Source organism: Psychrobacter sp. CR212 (assembly GCF_059693765.1).
In genome coordinates this window covers 137,074-159,899 of record NZ_JCATIF010000004.1, presented here as the reverse complement: position 1 = coordinate 159,899, position 22,826 = coordinate 137,074, and the positions used below count along the sequence as shown (strand labels likewise).

22 protein-coding genes and 2 tRNA genes are annotated in these 22,826 nt (G+C 43.8%); 10 read left to right on the top strand and 14 right to left on the bottom strand.

The features are described from left to right. Positions 1–5 precede the first annotated feature (5 nt). The gene (locus tag AC58CZ_RS09360) at positions 6–623 is read right to left on the bottom strand and encodes an isochorismatase family protein (RefSeq protein ID WP_494224219.1); all 618 of its coding nucleotides are present in this window, start codon (positions 621–623) and stop codon (positions 6–8) included. 508 nt (positions 624–1,131) lie between these two features. Between AC58CZ_RS09360 and AC58CZ_RS09355 the strand changes: the two genes are divergently transcribed. Both AC58CZ_RS09355 and lptG read left to right on the top strand, forming a co-directional pair. Beyond that, a complete protein-coding gene (locus AC58CZ_RS09355; protein WP_494224319.1) occupies positions 1,132–2,421 on the top strand; it encodes an LptF/LptG family permease in 1,290 nt (429 codons plus the stop codon). Next, the gene (lptG, locus tag AC58CZ_RS09350; RefSeq protein ID WP_494224220.1) at positions 2,421–3,629 is read left to right on the top strand and encodes an LPS export ABC transporter permease LptG; all 1,209 of its coding nucleotides are present in this window, start codon (positions 2,421–2,423) and stop codon (positions 3,627–3,629) included. Before AC58CZ_RS09355 ends, lptG begins: the two co-directional genes overlap by 1 nt. Positions 3,630–3,719: 90 nt before the next feature. Here lptG and AC58CZ_RS09345 read toward each other — a convergent pair whose 3' ends face one another. The 9 genes from AC58CZ_RS09345 to recN all read right to left on the bottom strand — a co-directional run bounded on the left by AC58CZ_RS09345 (position 3,720) and on the right by recN (position 11,097). Then, positions 3,720–4,340, bottom strand: coding sequence for a methyltransferase (locus AC58CZ_RS09345; protein WP_494224221.1), 621 nt, complete (start codon positions 4,338–4,340; stop codon positions 3,720–3,722). A 123-nt stretch (positions 4,341–4,463) separates the two neighbouring features. Continuing rightward, positions 4,464–5,606 (bottom strand): SEC-C metal-binding domain-containing protein, encoded by a 1,143-nt coding sequence (locus AC58CZ_RS09340; RefSeq protein ID WP_494224222.1) that lies wholly within the window; start codon positions 5,604–5,606, stop codon positions 4,464–4,466. Between the two features lie 58 nt (positions 5,607–5,664). Continuing rightward, positions 5,665–6,003: a DUF3817 domain-containing protein gene (locus AC58CZ_RS09335; RefSeq protein ID WP_494224223.1), complete on the bottom strand. Its 339-nt coding sequence runs from the start codon at positions 6,001–6,003 to the stop codon at positions 5,665–5,667. Positions 6,004–6,050: 47 nt separating this feature from the next. After that, positions 6,051–6,989, bottom strand: coding sequence for a site-specific tyrosine recombinase XerD (xerD, locus tag AC58CZ_RS09330; RefSeq protein WP_494224224.1), 939 nt, complete (start codon positions 6,987–6,989; stop codon positions 6,051–6,053). 29 nt (positions 6,990–7,018) lie between these two features. Beyond that, the gene (gene tusA / locus AC58CZ_RS09325; protein WP_494224225.1) at positions 7,019–7,345 is read right to left on the bottom strand and encodes a sulfurtransferase TusA; all 327 of its coding nucleotides are present in this window, start codon (positions 7,343–7,345) and stop codon (positions 7,019–7,021) included. A gap of 56 nt (positions 7,346–7,401) precedes the next feature. Beyond that, the gene (locus AC58CZ_RS09320; RefSeq protein ID WP_497413146.1) at positions 7,402–7,641 is read right to left on the bottom strand and encodes a hypothetical protein; all 240 of its coding nucleotides are present in this window, start codon (positions 7,639–7,641) and stop codon (positions 7,402–7,404) included. Between the two features lie 426 nt (positions 7,642–8,067). Beyond that, on the bottom strand, positions 8,068–8,631 hold the full coding sequence (gene ruvX, locus AC58CZ_RS09315; RefSeq protein ID WP_494224227.1) for a Holliday junction resolvase RuvX: 564 nt from the start codon (positions 8,629–8,631) through the stop codon (positions 8,068–8,070). A gap of 64 nt (positions 8,632–8,695) precedes the next feature. Next, positions 8,696–9,259: a YqgE/AlgH family protein gene (locus AC58CZ_RS09310; protein WP_058023618.1), complete on the bottom strand. Its 564-nt coding sequence runs from the start codon at positions 9,257–9,259 to the stop codon at positions 8,696–8,698. Between the two features lie 158 nt (positions 9,260–9,417). Next, the gene (gene recN / locus AC58CZ_RS09305; protein WP_494224228.1) at positions 9,418–11,097 is read right to left on the bottom strand and encodes a DNA repair protein RecN; all 1,680 of its coding nucleotides are present in this window, start codon (positions 11,095–11,097) and stop codon (positions 9,418–9,420) included. A 719-nt stretch (positions 11,098–11,816) separates the two neighbouring features. Here recN and ppnP point away from each other — a divergent pair. Together ppnP and rlmB are read left to right on the top strand one after the other, a co-directional pair. Continuing rightward, positions 11,817–12,152 (top strand): pyrimidine/purine nucleoside phosphorylase, encoded by a 336-nt coding sequence (ppnP, locus tag AC58CZ_RS09300; protein ID WP_058023616.1) that lies wholly within the window; start codon positions 11,817–11,819, stop codon positions 12,150–12,152. Between the two features lie 246 nt (positions 12,153–12,398). Beyond that, positions 12,399–13,169, top strand: coding sequence for a 23S rRNA (guanosine(2251)-2'-O)-methyltransferase RlmB (rlmB, locus tag AC58CZ_RS09295; RefSeq protein ID WP_494224229.1), 771 nt, complete (start codon positions 12,399–12,401; stop codon positions 13,167–13,169). Here the strand turns inward: rlmB and coaE are convergent. The 4 genes from coaE to pilB form a co-directional block, all read right to left on the bottom strand. Continuing rightward, positions 13,132–13,818 (bottom strand): dephospho-CoA kinase, encoded by a 687-nt coding sequence (coaE, locus tag AC58CZ_RS09290; protein WP_075105862.1) that lies wholly within the window; start codon positions 13,816–13,818, stop codon positions 13,132–13,134. The genes rlmB and coaE overlap by 38 nt on opposite strands. A gap of 103 nt (positions 13,819–13,921) precedes the next feature. Then, positions 13,922–14,824, bottom strand: a complete 903-nt coding sequence (locus tag AC58CZ_RS09285; RefSeq protein ID WP_071002608.1) for a prepilin peptidase — start codon at positions 14,822–14,824, stop codon at positions 13,922–13,924. Between the two features lie 7 nt (positions 14,825–14,831). Continuing rightward, complete coding sequence (locus tag AC58CZ_RS09280; protein ID WP_494224230.1) at positions 14,832–16,055, bottom strand: type II secretion system F family protein; 1,224 nt, start codon at positions 16,053–16,055, stop codon at positions 14,832–14,834. Positions 16,056–16,275: 220 nt separating this feature from the next. Next, the gene (gene pilB, locus AC58CZ_RS09275; RefSeq protein WP_494224231.1) at positions 16,276–17,991 is read right to left on the bottom strand and encodes a type IV-A pilus assembly ATPase PilB; all 1,716 of its coding nucleotides are present in this window, start codon (positions 17,989–17,991) and stop codon (positions 16,276–16,278) included. 388 nt (positions 17,992–18,379) lie between these two features. On the opposite strand from pilB, the gene tpiA reads away from it, so the two are divergent. From tpiA to nusA, 6 genes are all read left to right on the top strand, one after another. Next, positions 18,380–19,192: a triose-phosphate isomerase gene (gene tpiA, locus AC58CZ_RS09270; RefSeq protein ID WP_494224232.1), complete on the top strand. Its 813-nt coding sequence runs from the start codon at positions 18,380–18,382 to the stop codon at positions 19,190–19,192. A gap of 215 nt (positions 19,193–19,407) precedes the next feature. Next, on the top strand, positions 19,408–19,716 hold the full coding sequence (gene secG, locus AC58CZ_RS09265; protein ID WP_021814138.1) for a preprotein translocase subunit SecG: 309 nt from the start codon (positions 19,408–19,410) through the stop codon (positions 19,714–19,716). Between the two features lie 142 nt (positions 19,717–19,858). Beyond that, positions 19,859–19,943: transfer RNA gene (locus AC58CZ_RS09260), tRNA-Leu, on the top strand. 123 nt (positions 19,944–20,066) lie between these two features. Further along, a tRNA-Met gene (locus tag AC58CZ_RS09255) sits at positions 20,067–20,143 on the top strand. A 443-nt stretch (positions 20,144–20,586) separates the two neighbouring features. Further along, entirely contained in the window at positions 20,587–21,087 is a 501-nt protein-coding gene (gene rimP, locus AC58CZ_RS09250) for a ribosome maturation factor RimP (RefSeq protein WP_093069703.1), read from the top strand. Positions 21,088–21,224: 137 nt separating this feature from the next. Next, entirely contained in the window at positions 21,225–22,709 is a 1,485-nt protein-coding gene (nusA, locus tag AC58CZ_RS09245) for a transcription termination factor NusA (protein ID WP_494224233.1), read from the top strand. The last annotated feature ends 117 nt before the right edge of the window (positions 22,710–22,826 follow it).

Sequence of the window (22,826 nt, the reverse complement as noted above, 5' to 3'; positions counted from 1 at the left end):
TCACGCTAACCTTTCACAAACTCATCAGTCGTTACTAACGCACTAAACCTGTCTTGTAGCGCTGCCATCGCGGTGTCATGCATGACCTCAGCACTGATGGTTTTTCTAGTAGCACTTGGGAGATCGCGAGTGGCACAGGCGTCGTGACAGACAAAATTGTCAAAACCCAGATCAAAAGCAGCTCTCACACTGGAACTTACGCACATGTGGCTCATGAAACCTGCAAAAATAATTTGTTGTTTGTTTGCAGACGAGAGTAGTGATTGTAGCTGCGTATCATAAAACGCATTGGGATGGTTTTTGACAATCACGGTTTCACCATCATGCGGCTGTAGTTGCTCGACTATCTCGACGTTAGATGATAAGGGATCAAAGACATTGCCATTTTCTGCACCGTGATGGGTGATGTGAAAGATGGGGACATCTTGCTTGCGGGCTTTATCCAGCAATAGTCGTGCGTTGTCGATGGCCTTAGCGCCCGCTTGGCCCAGTGGCATCGCGCCATCGACGTATTCGTTTTGATAATCGATAAATACGATAGCGCAATTTGTCCAATCAAGTGTATCGAACTCACCACCAGCAAGTTCAAGTAGGGTTGCGGGCGTAGATGTGGTATTAGTCATTGGTATTCTCCATTACATTAGATGACATAAAAAAATATTTTTATCCGTCAGTCAGTTTAGCAATTAATAACAGAGATAGAGATTCGATGATACGAATGATAAACAAACCTTTCCAAACTAAATAAATAAAAAACGTATTGGAGAAAACCCTGTTAAACCAATTCCATATAAGATTTCATTAACGATTTATCCGATATTTGATATGTTTATCGTCTACCAATAGTAATGCGCTATCAGTAAGGTGTACGTAATGTTTGCAAACACATTTCACAGCCATTTTTAGGCAAAACATGCTAGGATTAGCGGTTATATTTGTCGCTTGTGTTTGTTGAGTAGGACTAATCAGTCACTCAGTAATTGTCAGTATTATTTGAACGTATATGATGCCTATGATGCCCATGATGCCCATGATGCATTGTTATTGTGCTCAAATATGACGATAGATCCCCCAATCCATCATGCGCATACCAACTGTTTAAGAGTACCCATTGTGATATTACGCCGCTATATGACTCGACAAGTTGCCTCGACCACTGCTTTGGTGCTGGGGTTTTTGGTAGTAATGATGCTTGGCGGTCGTTTGATACGTTATTTTGGCATTGCTGCTGAAGGCCGTTTGGATATTAGCCTGCTGTTTACGATCATCGGGTACAACCTGCCGTATTTTCTAGAATTGATATTACCGCTAGCCTTTTTTATCGCGTTGATGCTGGTGTTTGGTCGTTTATATGTCGATCAAGAAATGGCTGTCATCAATGCCAGCGGCGTGTCTCGCGGTAGGCTGGCGCGCCTGATGACACCATTGATATTAGCGTTGTTTGTTGGTGAGGCGGCGCTATCTATTGTAGGCAAACCATGGGGCGTACGCTCATCCGAGGCGGTGTGGCAGCAGCAAGCATTGACCAGTGCGTTTGATCTGATTCGTCCGAATGAGTTTATTAGCAGCGGTAACTACCATCTATATGTGGGTAGCCTGAGTGATGATAAGAAAAAACTGCAAGATGTGATATTGATCCAATCTGAACCGACGCCAAAGGGTAATGCTGGCAAAAGCGCTGATATGAATAATACGATTGATCAAGAAACCGCTGATCAAATGGGCATCTCTGATATGCCAAAAGATATTATAAATAGAGATGCAAAAGACATCAGTAAAGACACCATCACGCTCGCCAAGCGTGCTGAACAGGTCAATACGGGCAATAGTGGTGTGACCCAGTTGGATTTGTTTCAAGGTCGTCGTTACGAAGTGGGTGCAGGCAGCTTGAAATACAATCAAGTCGCCTTTGACCGTTATCGCATCACCCTCACCGAATCCTCACAAGAGGTCATCACTGAAGACAATATCGAGACCCAAGCAATTGGACCTCTATGGCAGGCGGCAACGGGTGATGCACAAACCAGTACAAATAACGCGCTGCGTGCTGCTCAAGGCGAGCTTGGCTATCGATTGGCATTACCATGGCTGATGATTATCGCACCGATGCTGGCCGTTCCGCTTGCGCAAGTGCGTCCACGTCAAGGGCGTTGGCTGCGTCTATTTCCCTCGATTTTATTATTTGTCAGCTGTGCGCTAGGCATCATCTCGCTTAAGAACGCAGTGAGCAAAGGCAGTATTAGCGTATGGGCATATGCATGGCTGGTATTAGGCTTTATGGCACTAGCGCTTTATTTGAATTGGGGTAGCCGTGTGCAACATCGTCTGCGCTTTCGTAAACAAGAAAACAGATTAACCGTCGCCACGCCTATCAGCAGTCTGGACAATCAACACAATAGCTCACAAGGAGGGCAGTCTTAATGCGCTCTTTATTTGCTAAGTCTGCAGGGGCTGGTCAGCTGGCCAAAAAACCTGCCAATTTAAAAGTCCTCAGCCGTTATGTCAAACTCAACGCCTTACTTGCTATTATCGCGGCCGTCGTTGGTTTATGGGCGTTACAGCTGGTCTTTTCTTACTTATCAGAGCTCGATTCGTTAGATGACCGTTATACGATGGGGCAGGCACTTAAATATATCTTTTATCGATCACCCTATTTCTTAGAGCAATTCATCCCAACGGGTGCGCTACTCGGTGCCGTCATAGGATTGGGCTTACTTGCTAATAAAAGTGAGCTGGTCGTCATGCGTGCGGCTGGGGTCAGCATCTATCGTATCGTCGGCTGGGTGTTACAACCTGCCTTCATTTTTGTGCTACTGGCATTGGCGATTAATCAGTTCGTGCTACCGCATTCCAATCAATTGGCAAAGCAAATAAACGATGAGGACAACACATCGCTAGTCACTTCGGTGCGCGGCTATTGGACCGTGCAGCCACGCTTTGAAAATGCACAAGATGGCAGCGCCACACCTGATGGCAGTGATATTTTATATATCGATTATGCCGATGTTGCCGGTAATATCGGCGAGGTAAAACGTTGGCATTTAGATAACAACGGTAATCTGCAAACCGCTGTACATGCTAATGGCGGAAAATATACGGGGCGTGAGCCTATCGATGTGACCAGTGACAAGCCAAGCGAGCAGTATCGCTACGAATGGCAGCTGAACGATATGGTCGAGCTTAGCATTAATCAGGGCTTTGAGAGTAGCCAAGCCGTTTCACCATCAGATACGCTCAGCTTACCATTCGCTCCAGAGTCGGTGTATCTACTCACGCGCAAGGCAGAGGATTTGTCTCTGACGCAACTATACGAGCATCGTCAGTTTATGCAAGAGCAGGGCAAGCGCTCCTTGGATCATGAAGTGGCGTTTTGGCAAAAGCTATTATCACCTTTATCAATATTGTCACTGGTCATTGTTGCTTGCTCATTCGTCTTTGGCTCGCTACGGACGCACAGTTTGGGCTTGCGCATCGTGGTGGCTTTGCTGTTTGGCTTGCTCTTTAGCTATATTCAGGACTTGGTCGGATTTATATCGCTTGCTACAGGATTTTCGCCCATGCTGATGGTGTTATTACCGATTATCGGTAGTGCGCTATTGGGTGGTTATTTGATAAAACGCCAGATGTAGAAAGACAGTTGGTCATACAAAACAAAAAGCACGCTAAATCTATTTTAGCGTGCTTTTTTATGACGATCTTTTATGGTTGGATGTTGAAGACTAATCTTTGGTCGCCATGGTAATCGTATAGGTTTTGCCTTGTTTGATCTTTTCGCTATTACCGAAAACTTCGGTAAACGAGCGCTTCATAAACTGGCGCAAACCATTGATCGTCACCACATAAAAACGCCCACCTTGACGCATGCGGGCATAAGCATCGAGGAAATACAGATAATGCTGCTCTTTACCGACTTTGGCAGGCAAGTTCGACATCACAAGGCTAAAGTCTTTGTCCGCTGTCACATGATTAAAGCCATTCGATAAATGCACATCGACATTTTTTAGACCATTTTTTTCGCAGTTCAGACGTGCATATTCTACCGCCATAAAATCTTTATCGATTAGTGTGTGCTGACCGTTTGGACATTCGCGCGCGGCGGTCATACCGAGCACACCATAGCCACAGCCCAAATCGATTGAATCATCATCTTCTTGGAAATCTACATAATCAAGCAGCATCAGGCTACCATCATCGAGCTTTTGCGGTGAAAAAATACCCCACGTGGTTGCAAAATCAAACGGCTTACCCAGCACGTCTTGCTGAAAATGAATGTCTTCGCGCCAGTGTTCAGCGTTTTTGAGGAGGTCGGCAGGTGGCTTATGATTTAGTGGGTGGCTCATGAGATTCTCAAATAACAGATAGGTAGAAGGGGGTGCGTTGTCCAATTAGGACAGTACGCATCGTATGATTGGTATTGTAACGAGAAAAGGGTAGGTTTGCACTCTTACAGAAACCACAAATTATTAAATGACTCTGTAGAGGTTTTTTACTTCCCAACCTGCAAATGTGATGCTGTTATCAGCAAGTAATTTTTTCGGTCTTTCCGCAGTATAGTTTGCACCTACTTTGAAAAAAGTCTCTATTTTGTGTTGCTGTTCTGTGTTTAAACTATTCCACCAGTCAGGAGAGATAAACGTATTTTCAGCAGAGCTAAAGAAGAAGTTGACTAAGTAGCTGAACATCTCTTTTTTATCTATCTCTAGTAAAGAGTTTATGAATTCATCTATCACTTCTGCCTCTTTTGACCAACTGAAAACTATAAAGCCCTTACCATGGCTCGTAAATGCGTTAAAAATTAGATAGTCAGGTATTGACTCTAAATCTGCCAAGTCTTGAAGATGTTTGTCTTTGAAATCATGCGTAGGGTTAGTTATAGATGACACTACAATTGGTAGAGGGCTTGTGGATTCTATGACTAAAAAGCTATAAAGGTTATCACTATTATTTGATAATTTAGAGTCTAAACTATTCTTAAGTGTATATAGTTCATGAAGTGCCATTTCTGAACCTAGCCTGTAAGGATAAATTTTTTCCTGTTTATCTATCTGCAAAATAAGTGGCAATCCTCTATCCACGTTTCTGCTCATAAATTTCGCGGCTTCTACAGCATTTTCCTTAGCATAAATTTCCTTTGCTACAGATCTATAAGTTAAAGCCGTACATTGCTCCCGTGTTCCTACAAATGGTTTATCTTCAAAACAAGAAAATAGTAGTTTGTCATGTTTTGCGCAAAATCCTTTAAAGGTAGAAGCGTTATTAATACCAATTCTTTCAAACCTAAATTTTCCTTTACTCTTCTGGAAGTTTACTAGATTTTGTTTCAAGCCTAAAACATGGTTAGTACTATCGGCAATATCAGATAATCCACTAGATTTGGAAACAGTATGAGCTTTTATAATATTATTGCATTCTAAAAACAGTTCTTTAGATGCATAGCATACCTCTTTTTTAAATATTTCTCGTTCAAATACTATGACTTCGCTTTTAGACATAGGCTTTTCTCGTTCACGATCTATATGGCAACGCTTAAATTTTAAACCTGAGCCACACCAACATTTATCATTACGACCTAATGCAAGTATGTAATCAATATCAAATATTGGCATAGCTCTTCTCCTAAAAATCGTTTGTTGATGATCCTACTTGACGGTTTGCTCTATATAACTACTTACTCAAACGCTTCTTTAACACATGATCAAACACAAACGGCCCAAAGGGCAAAAATGAACCAAGCACACCAGCAGGGAGCGCCCACAGCGGCATTTTGATTTTATGCGCCGTGATAAAGAGCACCACAATATAAGCGATGAACAACACTCCGTGCACAGGCCCGACGTAGCCTACCATTTCAGGCATATCCAGCATATATTTGAGAGGCATGGCGATACCCAGTAGCAGCAGAAAAGACGTGCCTTCTAAATAACCCATCACGGTCAGTTTTTTTAGCGCAAATGCTTGTGCGTTGGTGAGAGTGGGCTTGGATGATGGCTGAGATTGCGGCACGGTATGATCCTTTGCTGATGAGTCAATATATAAATTAAGCGCTCGCGCTAACCACGTGGATGGTGCGCGGTATGTAGCTGCTGCAATCTTGCTGTCGCCACATGGGTATAGATTTGCGTCGTGGACAAGTCACTGTGTCCAAGCAATAGCTGTACGCTGCGCAAGTCGGCACCGTGGTTGAGCAAATGGGTGGCAAAGGCATGGCGCAGCGTATGCGGTGAGAGTTCTTTGTCGATACTGGCTACTTTGGCGTAACGCTTGATAAGATACCAAAAGTTTTGCCGCGTCATATAGCCGCCTTGCGCGGTCAAAAACACTGCTTGGCAATTGCCAGATTTTAGACGGGCAATCAGATCACCGCGCCCATGAGACAGATAATCTTCCAGTGCGTCCGCTGCGTATTCACCGAGTGGCACCAGTCGGGTTTTATTGCCTTTACCTGTGATTTGTAGCCAGCCTGCGTTTAGGTTCACTTGCTCAAGTGACAGATTAATCAGCTCACTGACGCGCAAACCGCAGGCATAGAGCACTTCTAGCATCGCTTTGTCACGCAGTCCAAGCGCCGTACTGGTATCAGGTGCGGCAAGGAGATTATCGACATCAGTCTCGGCCAAATCCTTTGGTAACGGGCGTCCGAGCTTTGGGCTTTTGATACGCTCGCAGGGATTGTCTTCGCGCAGATTGCTCGCTATCATCCATAAATAGAACTGACGCAGACTTGAGAGCATACGCGCTTGGGTGCGTGGGGTTTTACCATCTTGGGCAAGCAGCGAAAGGCAGTGTAGCACATCATCAGGCTGCCAGCGGGTCAGGGCGAGTGGGTTGGTCAACTCACAAGAACGCAAGTCGCGCACATAAGCATTACGGGTACGCGTCGCCAAACCACGTGCTAGCATGGCTTGACGAAACTCAGTCATATAAGACGGTTCATCATCGACTGCCAGCGCTTTGGGTTGCCTTTGCTGTACAGCGCGGTCACGACTCATAGGATGCTCGGATATAGGTCAGATATAAGTTAACCACTTTTTTTCTTCACCACATAACGATACAGCGTCGCGCTTGCTGGCGTGGTGTCATCGCCATCAATAGTGATTTCATCAGGGTCAGTATCTAGGCTGATGTTTTCTGCCAGTGTTTCTTGAGTCATCAGCTCATGACCCAGATGACGACAGAAATTTGGAATGTCGCGAGTGGTAGCAGGGTCAGTGGCCAGTATCTCAATCACCTCACCGCTATCTGCTTTTCGGATGACTCGGTGCAGCATCATCACAGGCTCAGGACAGATCAGCCCTTGCGTATCTAGATGATGGTCGATGGTCGTATCTGGTATAGAAGTAGTCATATTTGTATCGTAAAATTAAGTAGATAGGTTAAAAAATGGATCGTTTGTTTAATAGCTTACTGGGATGTACTGTCTAGATCGTCTACGGCTGCTGTCTCTTTGTCAGTATTTGCCACTTCTAAGAAGTTAAAAAAGCGCTTGAAACTGACTTTGAATAAAAACGCCACACCAAGCCAACAGGACAGTCCTAACCATGCCGTATCAGCAAATAATAAGCCACCGATCAATATGATGGTCGATACGCCAATACTCATGGCAATCATCGAGGGTTGGTTTAAGCGATAACGATAAACCACAAAAGCATCATAAAGCGTAATGGGAATGGTCAATGCAACCAAGGCNGGGTTGGTTTAAGCGATAACGATAAACCACAAAAGCATCATAAAGCGTAATGGGAATGGTCAATGCAACCAAGGCATAGGGCAGGTTATAAAACAGTTGATACAATAGTTGATTGTCATGGAACATCTTAATGCTAGCAATGGTACCAAATACTATAAAGGCCAAAATGGCCGCATAAATGAGATAGATCGCTATCTGATTTGCACGCTGCGCGCCTCTAATACGAGCAATAGCAAGCGGAGCAAAACCATGTTGCGACTTAGTGTGCAAGTCTTGGTCTAGGGCAGTGGTCATAGTAATCAGTCATTTATCTGTGGGTAGGTACGATGTAGCAAAATGGTGCGACAGAAATAACAGTGTCTTCTACCTATCTTGCCTAATTAGTCTGCTTTGACCGCATCAATAGCGATACTACTATTTGGATCCGCAAAGTAAGTCGACATCAGGATACAAGCAGAGATATCATCAATCGGATCACGTTCATGCTTGATCCAGCCGTTGTCCCATGCGACTTCTCTTGCTTCGATAGAGGTTAAACGCTCATCACATAATGATACGGTCACTGGCAGATGCTGCTCCATAATTCTATGAGCCAGACGCCGCGCAAATTTATGTGCGCGTTTTGAGAGCATGGAACTGCTACCATCCATATTAAGTGGCAGGCCGACCACCACCTGTGCCACGCCCCAGATTTTTATAATACCGATGAGATTGTCCCAGTCGGGCTGACCATTACTCATCGCCAAGATATCAAAAGCGCGTGCGGTTTGGGTCAAGCTATTACCGAGCGCCATGCCCATTTTTTTGACGCCATAATCTAGCGCCAAAATAAGATGCGGCTTTATCTCTGGCTCAGAGTCGCTAAGACCGTTGATGTTAGACTCATTACTGCCAATGCCATTTATATCAAGATCATGATCTGTAGCTTCTGTGCTATCCACCATAGTGACGGCTATCCTTTATTTCTTTATCTGTATTCATAGAGCACAATTCATAGAACATGTGCTATTAAGCATGACCGATGTCACTGCTAAGATAGTCAAAGTTGACGCCGATTTTGTCTGCGGCGATTTGCCAGCGCTCTTCGAACGGCGTATCAAACAATAAAGTCAGATCGGCAGGGCAAACGAGCCAATCACCGTTACCCAGTTCTTGGTCTAACTGTTTTTTGCCCCAGCTGGCATGACCCAAGCACAGTTGATAGTGACCGACGCCTTGACCTGCCGCGATACGCTTTAGAATATCTTGGCTGGTGGTGATGCAGACATTCTCTGAAATCGCAAAAGAGGACGCCCATTCAGGCTGACCTGTATGCAGCACAAAGCCCACCTCAGGATACATAGGGCCACCTTCTAAAGCCACATCTTCCATCACTTGTGGATCAGTCACCTCAATATCCAAATCTTCTAGCAGTTTACCCACTCGCGCCTGCTCTAACGGACGATTGACCATTAGACCTAGTGCACCGTGATTATCATGGCGACAAATATAAATGAGCGCCTGCTCAAACCTTGGGTCTGACAGCTCTGGTGCCGCAATTAAGAAATGATGGGTCAAATTGGTTTTAGACATAGAAACAAACGCAACCGAATAATAAGGGTGAAAGACCACTATATGGTGATAACCAATAGAAAAGCAAGATTCACGCCAACTGCTATTGATAGCCACAAAGATTTAACAAGTACTTTTTTTGATGAATCGTGCTGGATGATTTAACGACAATTAATGTGTCATTTGACATCAGACAGCAAGCTACGAGCATGATCGCGAGTCACATCAGTGATCGTAACGCCACCAGACATACGCGCCAGCTCATCTACTTGCGCGCTGTCTGTCAGTATTATCAGCTCACTTTCGGTCTGTTCTTGATGGTGCTTTTGTACCAAGATATGTTGGTGCGCTTGCGCCGCGACTTGTGCTTGGTGCGTGATGGCGAGCAGCTGCTGCGTTTGTCCAAGCGCCCGTAGCAGCTCCCCAACGACTTGAGCGGTACCGCCACTGATGCCGACATCGACCTCATCGAATACGAGCATGGGCTTGGCCGCGTTATTATCAGCGTTGGTTGCTTGCAGAACTTGCATGACCAGCGCCATTCGTGACAGCTCACCACCTGAGGCGATTTTATGCAGTGGCTGCATGGGCATACCGACATTGGCACTGAACAATAAATCAATATCGTAGCAGCCATGTGCATTGTACTGGCTAGGCTCTGTCTTTTTGGTAAAAACGAACTCGCAGCGCGCATTGGGTAAGGCAAGCGGTTGTAGTTGTTCTATAAGCTGTTTACTAATGGTTGGTGCCGCTTTTGTACGCTCTTGATTTAGCTGTGTGGCCAGTGCTAGATAATCCTGCCAAGCTTGCTCAATTTGCGCGGCCATCGCATCACTGCTCGGCTCGTTTTCTAACTGCTCTAATTGCTCTTGCCAAACTTTTGCTTCATCAATCAAATCGCTCGCTGGCAAGTTGTACTTACGTGATAAGCGATGACCTAAACTGATGAGATTGTCTAATGCTTGTAAGCGCTCAGGGTCAGGTAGTTGCTGCTCGGCATAATCTGATAGTAGCGCCGTCACCTCGGTGACTTGTTGCTGCGCCAAATGCAGCTGCTCAGATGCTTGCTCAAAGGTTTGGCTGACACCAACTTGATGATCGCAAAGTTTGATTACTTGCCCGAGCAAGGTCATTACATCTGGCTCATCGGTATCATTGTCGAGCAGATGCAAGCCATGGCTGGCCTCTTGCATTAAGGCTTCAATATTAGAGAGCTCCTCGTGCTCAGATTCAACTTCTGCATAGTCCACAGCCAATAGAGGGGTGATGTCTGCCAGTTGGCTTTGTAAAAGTTGAATACGGTCTTGACGCTGAGCCTCGCGACTTGCAATATCATCAGCGCGACGCTTTAGCTGCTGATACTGCTGATAGCTACTGGCTGTCTGACGCGTGAGTGGCGTTATTTGTGCCATCTCATCGAGCCAATTCACCACAAACTGCGGCTTGAGTAAGGCTTGCTGAGCATGTTGGCTATGAATATTGACCAGTAATGCGCCCAAGCTTTTTAGCTCAGCCAAACTGGCAGGCGAACCATTCAACCATGCTTTTGAGCGACCAGTATTGCTCAGCTGCCGCCGAATAAGTACTTCAGGCTCGTCTAGCGCCCGATCATTCTTGGCAAACCATTCGGCAATGACGCTGTTGTTGTGTACATCAAACTGAGCATAAATGTCTGCGTTGTCTGCGCCATGTCTGACCATCGCGCTGTCTGCGCGCGCGCCCACACACAAGGATAGTGCATCCAGCAACAACGACTTACCAGCCCCTGTTTCACCAGTGATGACATTGAAGCCTTCAGCGACACTCAGCTCATGCTGAGCGATCAACGCAAACTGATGTAAAGTTAATGATACTAGCATCAACGCCTCTCATGACAGACAATGAACTTCATATAAATCTTAAGAAGCCATCTATAAAATAAGATAAATAAAGCAATGAATTTATCTATTTAACGACACTAAATAGATAAATATTGTAGGCAAACAGTATGGTGCTAAATGTGCTCAAATACAAACATTAAGGGAGTGTATAATCGAATTTGTGATTGGAAGATTACCACAAAATTATCAAAAACTGGCAATGAGTAATCGCTGTAATATCAATCATTAAGAGGGTTGATTATAGCAAAATTATGTCTATATACTAAGCGCGATTTCGGACAAAATTCATAAAAATAGACCCAGTATAATGATGTGTTAATGGCATAAAAGCAGATAAATAAGTCTATCTAAGCTTAACATCAAACAGTATTTTCCTAGTCGCTTTAACAAACTTTATAGAGATAATGTGGTAGCATAATCTCACATAATGATAAACTCTTCTTGTTATATTGATGACATACGGTGCATGATAACGAGTCATGATTTTGTAAAATTACAGGCGTATAGTGAGAAGAGTATGCCAATCAGTCATTATTCCAAAGCGTTTTCATAGAACCTGTGGCTACTCTTAGCACGCAGATATCTAGTAGAGAAGGATACCGCACTCAGTGCAGAGAGGTGCGTTGATAACGCGGCTCTAGCGGTAACCAGTTACTTATTTTTTAGTTTTACCATAATTATTTGATAAGGAAGCCACTATGACAGCGGCGCAATTTACTAACGTAACAGTTAATGCCCAAGCGACAGTATCTTATGATGGTCGCTGTTCCAGCCATACCATTATGTTTGAAGACGGTCGTCACAAAACCTTGGGTGTGATCTTACCTTGTGATAACTTGGTTGAGCATTATCACTTTAGCACCAATACATCCGAGCGTATCGAAATCACGGGCGGCGAGTGTGAAGTGAAAATTAATGGTGATGACGAGTTTAGCTACTACCGTGCTGGTCAATCGTTTGTTGTCGAAGGCAATAGCGGTTTCAATCTACGTACCGAAGAAATCGTCCAGTATGTCTGCCATTTAGAAGGTTGATATTATCAACAATGCGATTAAGTTAACATTGGCTGCAATTAAGCTAGTACCATCAGTGAACAGCTAACGCCATCAAATATTAATGACCAAACAATAAACAATATCAGATTGGTATTGTTTATTTCTGTTTTTAGTGCTGACTTAATCGCTCCCTCATTGCCAACGAGTTGCAGTGCTCAATGCCAATGACATTCTTCTTATTCCATCGCTTAGCGCGATATCCACCTAATACTTAATAGGCCTGTTATGGCAAAACCCATTTATTTTTACGGCATTCATGCCATTGATGCGTTACTTAAACACCGCCCTTTGGATGGTCTTAGCTTGTTTGTGCAACAGGGACGCGAGAGTGACAGCCATGTACAAGCCATTATGGCTGAGGCGGAAGCTAATGGTATCAGTATCCAGCCGACCCAAAAAGATAAGCTGAGACAGCTATGTGGTAGCCCGCAGCATCAAGGCGTGGTACTCAATGCTCGTCCGCTAGGTTTTGCTGATGAAGGTCTGCTTGATACCATTATTGGTCGCGAACAGTGCTTATTGTTAGTGCTAGATCAAATCACAGACGCACATAACTTTGGCGCTTGCTTGCGCACAGCCGTAGCAATGGGTGTGGACGCCGTGGTTTGTCCGAAGCACCATGCAGCAAGCCTGACGCCCACAGTCGCTAAAGTATCTGTTGGGGCCGCAGAGATGATGCCGATTATTAGTGTCACCAATTTGGCACGTACACTTTCGCACATCAAAAACGCAGGAGTATTTGTGTTTGGTACGGCGCTCAATGCCGATGCGAAGCCTATCCATGCCGCTGATCTGACTGGCAAAATCGCCATCATTATGGGGTCAGAAGGAGAGGGGATGCGCCGCCTGACAATGGAGAGCTGCGATGAGCTGGTTTATATTCCGATGTCAGGAAACGAGCATGGCAACCTACAAAGCTTAAACGTAAGCGTCGCTACTGGTATGGCACTGTATGAGGTTAATCGCCAGCGAACTTTAGCTGCTGGGCAAGCGTAAGGTACTCTTGGTGTAGGGGTTCTAGCTGTAAGTATAGAGAGGCAAGGTCGCTCTCGTTAAGTATGATATCGTCTGCATGACGATTGCGCTCTTCACGACTAAGCTGGTTGGTCATAATGGCTTTGATTTTTTGAATACTTTGATCATCACGCTGACTGGCACGCGCAAGCTGCGTGTCTTCGGTGGCATCCATCACAAGGATACGTTGGCATAAATTGGCAAGACCCGCTTCTGCTCCCTCAATGAGTAGAGGTGCGGACAATACCACATAAGGTGAGGTACTAGACTCTAACTGTGCTTTCGCTGTCTCACGTATCGCTGGATGCGTGATCGCCTCAAGCTCAATAAGCGCTTCAGGGTTTGCAAATACATGCGTACGTACAGCGGCCCTATCCATTGACCCATCACCATTTAACACCCAATCACCGAATCTTTTTTGGATTTTGCGCAGAGTATCGCTGCCTTTAGTAACGATCTCATGAGCGATCACATCGGCATCGATAATATCGATCCCTTGCTCAGAAAACCAAGCACTAGCAGCGGATTTGCCACTACCGATCCCGCCTGTTAAACCAACGACGAGCGTCTTGTTTTTTGTCTGTAGATTCTGTGGTTGACGCGAATAAGATTGTGCGGCTTTATTTGACATAATGATGGCTTATTTGACAGAGGTAGTAAAAGCAGTGACTAATGAAGAAATTGCTTATCAATAATCGTGACTGTAGATTAGGGGAAAATTTTACTATCAAGACTCAGTAAGTATACATACCAAGATACCAGCTGACGATATCTGAGCCGTATAATAAAGCAACAATGCCTGCGACAGCAATGTAAGGACCAAAGGCAAAAGGCCTGCTCTCACCTTGTTTTTTCATCAAAATTATTCCGACGATCGATCCAAGCAAGGATGATAATAAAATAATTAATGGCAACATCATGGGCCCGAGCCAAGCACCTAATACTGCTAGTAATTTAAAATCACCTTGTCCCATCCCATGTTTCTTAGTGATTAAGTAGAATACTTTAACGACGATCCAGAGTGATAAAAATCCGAAGAGTAAACCCCATATCGACTGCGTTGGTGAGACAAACCAGCCTTGTGAGTTGACGGCCAATCCTAGACCTGCTAGTGGAAAAGTCAGGCGATCGGGTAGTAGCTGCGTATCAAAATCAATACCGGTTAGAGCCACTAGTGTCCACACTAAAACGAGCGCTGACAATCCAGTTGCATTGACGCCGAATTTGTAGATCACGAGCACCGATAGTAAAGCGGTTACTAACTCAACTACAGGATAACGCAAACCAATCGCAGCTTTGCAGTTTGAGCAGCGCCCTTTTAGTGCCAGCCAGCTGATTAAGGGTATGTTTTCATACCATCTGATCTTATGAGCGCAATGGGGGCAGCGTGAGGCAGGTCGACTCAAAGTAATGGGTTGGTCAGTAGCCACGACATTCGCTATAGGTAACGTATGCTCGCGTGGCATATCTGCCTGTTCGCTCATAAATTGGCTACATTCTTGTCGCCAACCGTAAATCATCATAAGTGGGATACGATGAATCACGACATTTAAAAAACTGCCAACACAAAGACCTAACAAACCAAATACGACCAAGGCTAGAGCTATATTTTCTTGTAGTAACTGTATGAATTGCATTAAACCATTATCCTACGACTGAGCCCATTTGGAAGATTGGTAAGTACATCGCAATGACCAGACCACCAACTAATACACCCAGTACAGCCATGATCATAGGTTCCATTAAGCTGGTCAAACCATCAACGGCATTGTCGACTTCGTTTTCGTAGTAGACAGCGACTTTATCTAGCATTTCTTCCAAGCTACCAGACTCTTCGCCGATACCCACCATTTGAATAACGAGACTTGGGAATAAATTGGTTGAACGTATGGAGAACTGTAGTTGCTGACCAGTAGAAACGTCATTTTTGACCTGTTGAGTGGCATTATAAAACACGACATTATTGGTCGCACCAGCAGTAGAATCTAGCGCATCAATGAGAGGTACACCAGCGGCAAAAGTCGTAGATAGCGTACGAGCAAAACGCGCAATAATTGCTTGATAAGCAATATTGCCAAAAATTGGTGCTTTTAATACTGCACGGTCTAAAAAGTCACGGAATTTTTTAGAGCGTTTTTTGGCTTCTGAAAATCCGATAATAGCCCCACCGATAAAAATAATTAAAATAAACCACCATGCTTTCATCCACTCAGACATACCCACTACCATTTGAGTAAAAGCAGGTAGCTCTGCGCCAAATGACTCAAATAGGTCTGAAAATACAGGCACGACTTTTATTAGTAGAATCATAGTAACGATAATGGCAACTACGATGACAGCAATCGGATATTTTATTGCTTTCTTAATCTTCGCTTTTAGTAGTTCGCTTTTTTCTTTGTAAGTCGCTACACGCTCAAGCATGGTCTCTAGCGCACCCGATTGTTCACCAGATTCGACGAGTGAGCAGAATAGATCATCAAAGTAACGAGGGTGTTTACGTAGGGCGGAAGCAAAGGTGCCACCTGCTTCGATATCAGCTTTAATTTGTAGCACCAAGTCTTTCATACTCGGATTATCAAGCGAATCTGCTACAATTTCAAAAGATTGAGTCAGCGGGACACCTGCTTTCATCATCGTTGCCAATTGTCGCGCAAAAATCGCAATATCAATGGCTTTAATTGGTTTTTTGAAGGTGTAGAGCGGTTTTGGTTTCTTCTTGATACCTTTAACCGTGATCCCTTGCTTGCGTAAAGTTGCTTTGGCTAACTCTAAGCTATGACTAGTGGTTTCGCCTTTCACCTTTTGCCCGCGCCGGTTTACGCCATCATAGACAAAGTCCAACAGCATGTCAGTCTTAGCTTTTGCCATATTACTACCCTCGAAATTGTCTAATATAGATATTGCAAACATAAAGCAGAATACCAGACAAAATTGTTGGCTGGTATACTTTATTTTAGCGCAAAAAACCAGTGCCTATCTGTTTTATTTTTAAGTATATCTATTAGATAGTATTTCTACGTTAGGAGCCTTTAGAAAGAAAAATACTAGAAGATTAATAGCTGCATATACGACTTAATGCTTATGCTACTTATTCAGAAGTAACGCGCATCATTTCTTGAATACTAGTGACACCTTGCAGAACTTTTAAAACCCCAGAACGGCGTAGATCTCGAAAACCATTTTTGAGCGCCGCATCTTTGATATCTATGGCATTGCCATCTTCCATAATGATACGTGAGATGTCGGGGCTGACCTTCATCACCTCATAAATACCTACACGGCCTTTATAACCTTCACGGCATTCATTGCAGCCCACTGGCTCATAAATCACGTTGTCTGGATGATCCAAATCTGCATCAGTAAAACCAATCTCTAGCAAACTTTGACGAGGGATATTGATCGGTTTTTTACAGTTCTTGCACAGTCGCCGTGCCAAACGTTGCGCAATGACTAAGTTGACTGACGTTGCAATGTTAAAAGAAGCCACACCCATATTACGCAAACGCGTTAATGTCTCGGGTGCTGAATTGGTATGTAGGGTGGAGAGTACCATATGCCCTGTTTGTGCCGCTTTAATAGCGATCTCGGCAGTCTCCAAGTCACGAATCTCACCAACCATGACAATATCAGGATCTTGACGCAAAAAAGACTTGAGCGCATTAGCAAAGGTTAGGCCGACCTTAGCGTTGACATTGACCTGATTGATACCTTCAAGGTTAATCTCCACAGGGTCTTCGGCGGTTGAAATATTGGTGGCACCAGTGTTTAAGATATTGATACCTGTGTAAAGAGAGACTGTCTTACCAGAACCAGTAGGGCCAGTAATCAGTAGCATACCTTGTGGTTTGTGCAGCGCTTCTAAAAACATCTCCTGCTGATCAGGTTCATACCCTAGCGCATCAATACCAAGCATGGCTGATGAAGGATCTAGGATACGCAAAACGATTTTTTCACCGAACAAAGTTGGTAATGAGTTTACCCGGAAATCAATGGCTTTCGTTTTAGAGATTTTGAGCTTGATACGACCATCTTGTGGTATTCTGCGCTCTGAGATATCCATCTGTGACATGACTTTTAGACGAGCCGCAATTTTGCTAGCGAGCTGCACTGGCGGACTGGCCATCTTTTGCATCACGCCATCAACACGAAAACGCACACGGAACGATTTTTCATAGGGTTCAAAGTGCAAATCAGAAGCACCCATGCGAATAGCATCGACCAACATTTTATTGACAAATTTTACAACAGGTGCCTCATCGACCCCATCATTAAGTTTGGTTGCCCCTTCGTCCTGATCGTCATCCCCTTCTTCAAAACCAACATTTAGATCACTATCTGAAAAGCTATCAAAGCTCTGCATCGTATCAGCGTAAACGCTTTCGATACGCTTTTTTAGCTTGTTTTCTTCAACAACAATCGTTTCAATAGACAAGCGAGAATTAAAGGCAATAGCATCAATAGCATCAACACGAGTTGGATCACTGAGCGCTACAAATAAGCGTTGGCCGCGCTTGAATAATGGCAATGCATTAAACTTACGGACGATTTTTTCATCGACTAAGTCCTTTGGAATAACATCAGTGCTGAGCGCATCGAGATCGAACAAGGGATCGCCAAAGGCTTGTGATAACATTTGAGCAAGGTGATAAGAATCAGCCAGTTTATTGTCTACAAGGTACGACACCAATCCGATTTTCTGCTCCTGCGACTCAATCTGTGCCGTTTTCATATTTGCTTCGCTAACGACACCATCACTGATGAGCTGCTGCGCCAGACCACCATATTTACTGGTTGTAATAGACATTATGACCTCTCCTTGATAAAGGGTTTGCACACTGCTTTAGAATACAGACTACTATATATGCTTTAATATATTTGCGGTAATGGATGCGTATTTTGATTCAGCAAGTTATTTCTACTTCTTTCGTAATAACTTAGAGAGCATTTAATAATTTTTAATTTCTGTTAGACACAATATACGACTTTACTTTATTTTAGTTTAAAGGCTTTCTACAAATGATTAAACAATCAATACATCAAAATCTCTGTTTTTAGTTGTCATTTTTGAACATAGGTATTGAAAAGCACCGCTGCTTCTGGCAGCACACTACTATAGCACTTACGAATTATTTGTTATACTGGCGCGCATATGAGCCGAATTGGCGCGAATACATGAGACAAGGTAAATAAGTATGCAAGCTTGGGTGATCGGTAATTGGAAGCAGAATCCGGCAACTAGCCATGATGTTGATGCGCTGTTAAATGACCTGCTGACTAAGGTTGATGCTAAAAATCAAGCTAAAATGCCAACCTCTAATAGTCAATGCAAATTGATGGTAGCACCAAGCTGTATTCATTTGGCCGCAGTCAGTGCACGCTTAGCAAATACTTCAATAATCAGCGCCGCTCAAGACGTGAGCGCTCATAGTGCAAGCACAGGCGCTTACACCGGAGACTGCTCAGCACAGCAAGTCGCAGATACAGGAGCTACTTGGACGTTACTTGGTCACTCTGAGCGTCGCCAGTATCATAAAGAATCTCATGACTGTCTAATAAATAAACTGTCTCATGCGTTTTCTCAAAATCTTGGTGTGGTGTTCTGTATCGGCGAAACGCAAGAACAGTATGATAATGGTCAAACACTTGACGTTATCAATGAACAACTTTCAGTGATTAAAGATATGCTTGTTCAGCAACCAGATTTAGCAGCATCGTTATCTGAGAAGCTACTCGTCGCTTACGAACCTGTCTGGGCAATTGGTACAGGTAAAGTACCGACTGTGGCAGAAGTGAGTAAGACTCATCAACATATCAAGCAAACCGTTGCGGGCTTTGCTGACATAGCAGGTGCGATTACCGTACTGTATGGCGGTAGCGTTAATGCTGATAATGCTGATAGCTTTGCTTCTGACTCTATGATTGATGGCGCATTGGTTGGCGGTGCCTCATTGAAAGCAGATAGCTTCTTAGCGATTGCTGATGCTTTTAGTCAAGCGAATGCTTAATTAAATAAATAACGCTCAGATATCAGTATCATAGCTGATAGACAGTGTGGTTTTACCAGTTGGTAAAAGTAGGTTTAACAGTACCCTTGCAATCGTGTACAATGCGCCTTATTTATATAATCGATTTGGTATCATGAGATGCTAGTCATTATTTTTATTAACCTTACGTTTTATTTTCCGTTATCAGTCGTCATTACGCGGCAAAAGAGGCCACCATGTTTACGTTTATATTAGCCCTGCATATTATCGTGGCCATTGCCATGATCGGCTTGATTTTGATACAGCATGGTAAAGGGGCAGATGCTGGGGCTTCTTTTGGTGCCGGTTCATCAGGTACCGTATTTGGTGCAGCGGGAACTGCCAACTTTTTGACGCGTGCGACTGCAGTACTAACGGTCATATTCTTTATTACCAGTATGACGCTGGCGGTGCATGCGCGTAAGCAGGCCGAAGACCAGTTTCGTCTAGACGCGCCAGTGTCAGCACCACAAACGCCGCGTCCATTGACACAAAATCCTGAATAAGTGGCTTTTGAGTAGTCAGTGCTTGCTATTTTGGTAGGTTACATTTACAATGCTTTTCTGTTTTCGCAAGTCCTTATCTATTAACGCCTACCTTACGCATTATATATAGTAGATAGGAAGTTAGAAAACAGAGTAGTAAAATGCGATTGTGGTGGAATTGGTAGACACGCCATCTTGAGGGGGTGGTGGCGCAAGCCGTGGGGGTTCAAGTCCCCCCAATCGCACCAAGTTTCACAGACGCAGCATAGCGTCAGGTTGGATTTTTAGTAGTAATCACTTGATTTATAATTATTTTAAATAAAGTGTTGACACTTCTACATTATCTCCCTATAATATGCGTTCTAGATTGATGCGGGGTGGAGCAGTCTGGTAGCTCGTCGGGCTCATAACCCGAAGGTCGTTGGTTCAAATCCAGCCCCCGCTACCACTTTTTATACTGATGTTTTGTACACTAAATTTGTCAGTACCGATTAACCCACCATAATGTTTGTGGGTTTTTTTGTATCTGAAGGTCAGTGTTATCGCGGTATCTATCCTACTTATGCTAAGCTCTAGGTCTATAGAGTACGATATTACTCGTCACTGGTCATCATCGGCCGCCACTGGCACGATGCTCCTTAAGCAACACTATCTTTTATTCCTCACGCTTTTATCGATAGTAGTGCTTTATAACTAATAAAAGCATTGTTTGGCTGAGCTTGATGTTTTTTAGGCTCGCCCCTATATAAACGCACAATACCTGTTATATGTTTGTGGTTTACCATTATATAATGACCGTAATTCTTACTATATATAAGTACGAAAAGAGCAAAGCTTTGATACGGTTTACTAAGTACGATAGATAAGCAAATAGGAAAATACAAAGAGATTATGAAGCTTTCGACTAAAGTTGCAGAACTGACTAATATTATTGCCCCTGCTGTGGCCGCTTGCGATGTGTCGCTATGGGGTATAGAATTTGCGCCACAAGGCCGTCGCTCTTTATTGCGTATTTATATTGAGGCATTGCCAGAAGACCAAGCCCAAGATAAGCACGTTACTATCGAAGACTGTGCCGCAGTGAACCATCAAGTAAGCGGTATCTTAGAAGTTCATGATCCTATCGCTGGTGAATATATTTTAGAAGTGTCTTCACCTGGTTTTGACCGTGCATTTTTCTCAGATGAGCAGATGCATGCCTATGTGGGTCAAACAGTAAGCTTACGTTTGATTCAAGCTATCGGCACAGGTGATCAAAAACGTCGTAAAGCAACAGGTACATTAGATAGTATCGATGATAAAGTTTTAAAACTGACGTCAAGCGATGGTGAGCAGTTTGAGATTGCATTAAGTAATATTGATAAAGCCAACTTAGTTTACGAAGATGCCTAACGACATATTATTAGGCAGCTGCTCATAGATCAGCAGTGTCATCTTCAAATAGCTTATGTGGCTTATAGTAACTATATAATAGCAACACCTAAATTATAAAATTTAAGTCAATTAAAAAATGATAGGACAGGTATAGCATGAGTCGTGAAATCTTAACGGTAGTAGAAACTGTCAGTAATGAAAAGGGCTTAAATCCTGAAGACATCTTTGAAGCCATAGAAGACGCTTTGGTGGTATCGACCAAGAAAAAAGTATATACCGATCAGCCAGAAGTGGCTGTGCGAGTAGCTATTGACCGTGCAACTGGCGATTATGACACTTATCGTTATTGGACCGTGGTTGCAGATGAAGACCATGAAATGCCTGCTTGTCAGCTTGCTATCACAGATCTTGATCAAGAAGAATGGTCAATTGGTGATATCAAAGAAGAGCAAATCGAATCGATTGAATTTGGTCGTATTGCAGCCACTCAAGCAAAGCAGGTCATCATCCAAAAAATCCGTGAAGCTGAGCGCGCACTTGTGGCAGACGCTTTTGAGCCGCGTGTTGGTGAAATGATGTATGGCGAAGTCAAGAAACAGACACGTGATGGCTATATCATCGACTTAGGCGACAATGCTGAAGGCTACTTGTCACGCGATCAAATGTTGCCACGTGAGCAGCTACGTGCCAAATCGCGTATCAACGCCATCTTATATCATGTAAACCGCGAAAACCGCGGTGCACAACTATTGTTATCTCGCACGCATCCTGAAATGCTATCAGCATTGATGCAAAAAGAAGTACCTGAGATTGCAGAACAAATTATCGAAATCCGTAACGTCGCTCGCTTGCCGGGCACCCGTGCTAAAATAGCCGTGAAGACCAACGATCATCGGATTGATCCAGTCGGTGCCTGTATTGGTATGCGTGGTACACGTATCCAAGCAGTACAGCAAGAGCTAGATGGTGAGCGTATCGATGTTGTGGTATGGTCAGATGATCCAGCTCAGTTCATCATCAGCTCTTTAGAACCAGCTGATGTCAGCAGCATCATCTTAGATGAAGACACTCAAACAGCAGATATTATCTTTAGCACCAACGATCAACTGGCACGCGCGATTGGCTCACAAGGCCAAAACGTACGCTTGGCCTCTGAGTTGACTGGCTATAAGCTGAATATGATGCTCGAAGAAGAGTACAAACAGCGTCAAGAAAACGAATCAAAAGCATTCATTGAATTATTTTATGAGCGCCTAGAAGTTGATCAAGATCTAGCGCAGGCGCTGGTTGATATTGGTTTTACCAGTATCGAAGAAGTGGCCTATGTGCCAGTCGATACCTTCTATGACATTGAAGGGTTAGACGATGAAGCAATCGACATGATTCAAGAACGTGCTAAAGACGTCGTCATTGCTGATGAGCTGGTCAAACAACAGAACATGAAAGAGCCAAGTCAAGAGCTCCAAGAGCTTGAAGGTATGACAGTCAGCTGGGCCTATAAAATGGCACAAAAAGACATTATTACCGTGGATGATTTGGCAGAACAAGCCGTCTTCGATCTAGAAGATATCGAAGGATTAGACTCCGAAACTGCAGGAAAACTCATCATGAAAGCTCGGGAATCTTGGTTCGATGAATAAGCGGTAACTGCATATCGCTGTCTTTTGGTGATATGCTATTGAGAATAAAGTGCTAGTGTCTACATACTGTAAATACTGGCCTTAACCCAATCATTTGTAGCCAACAACTGAATTGAA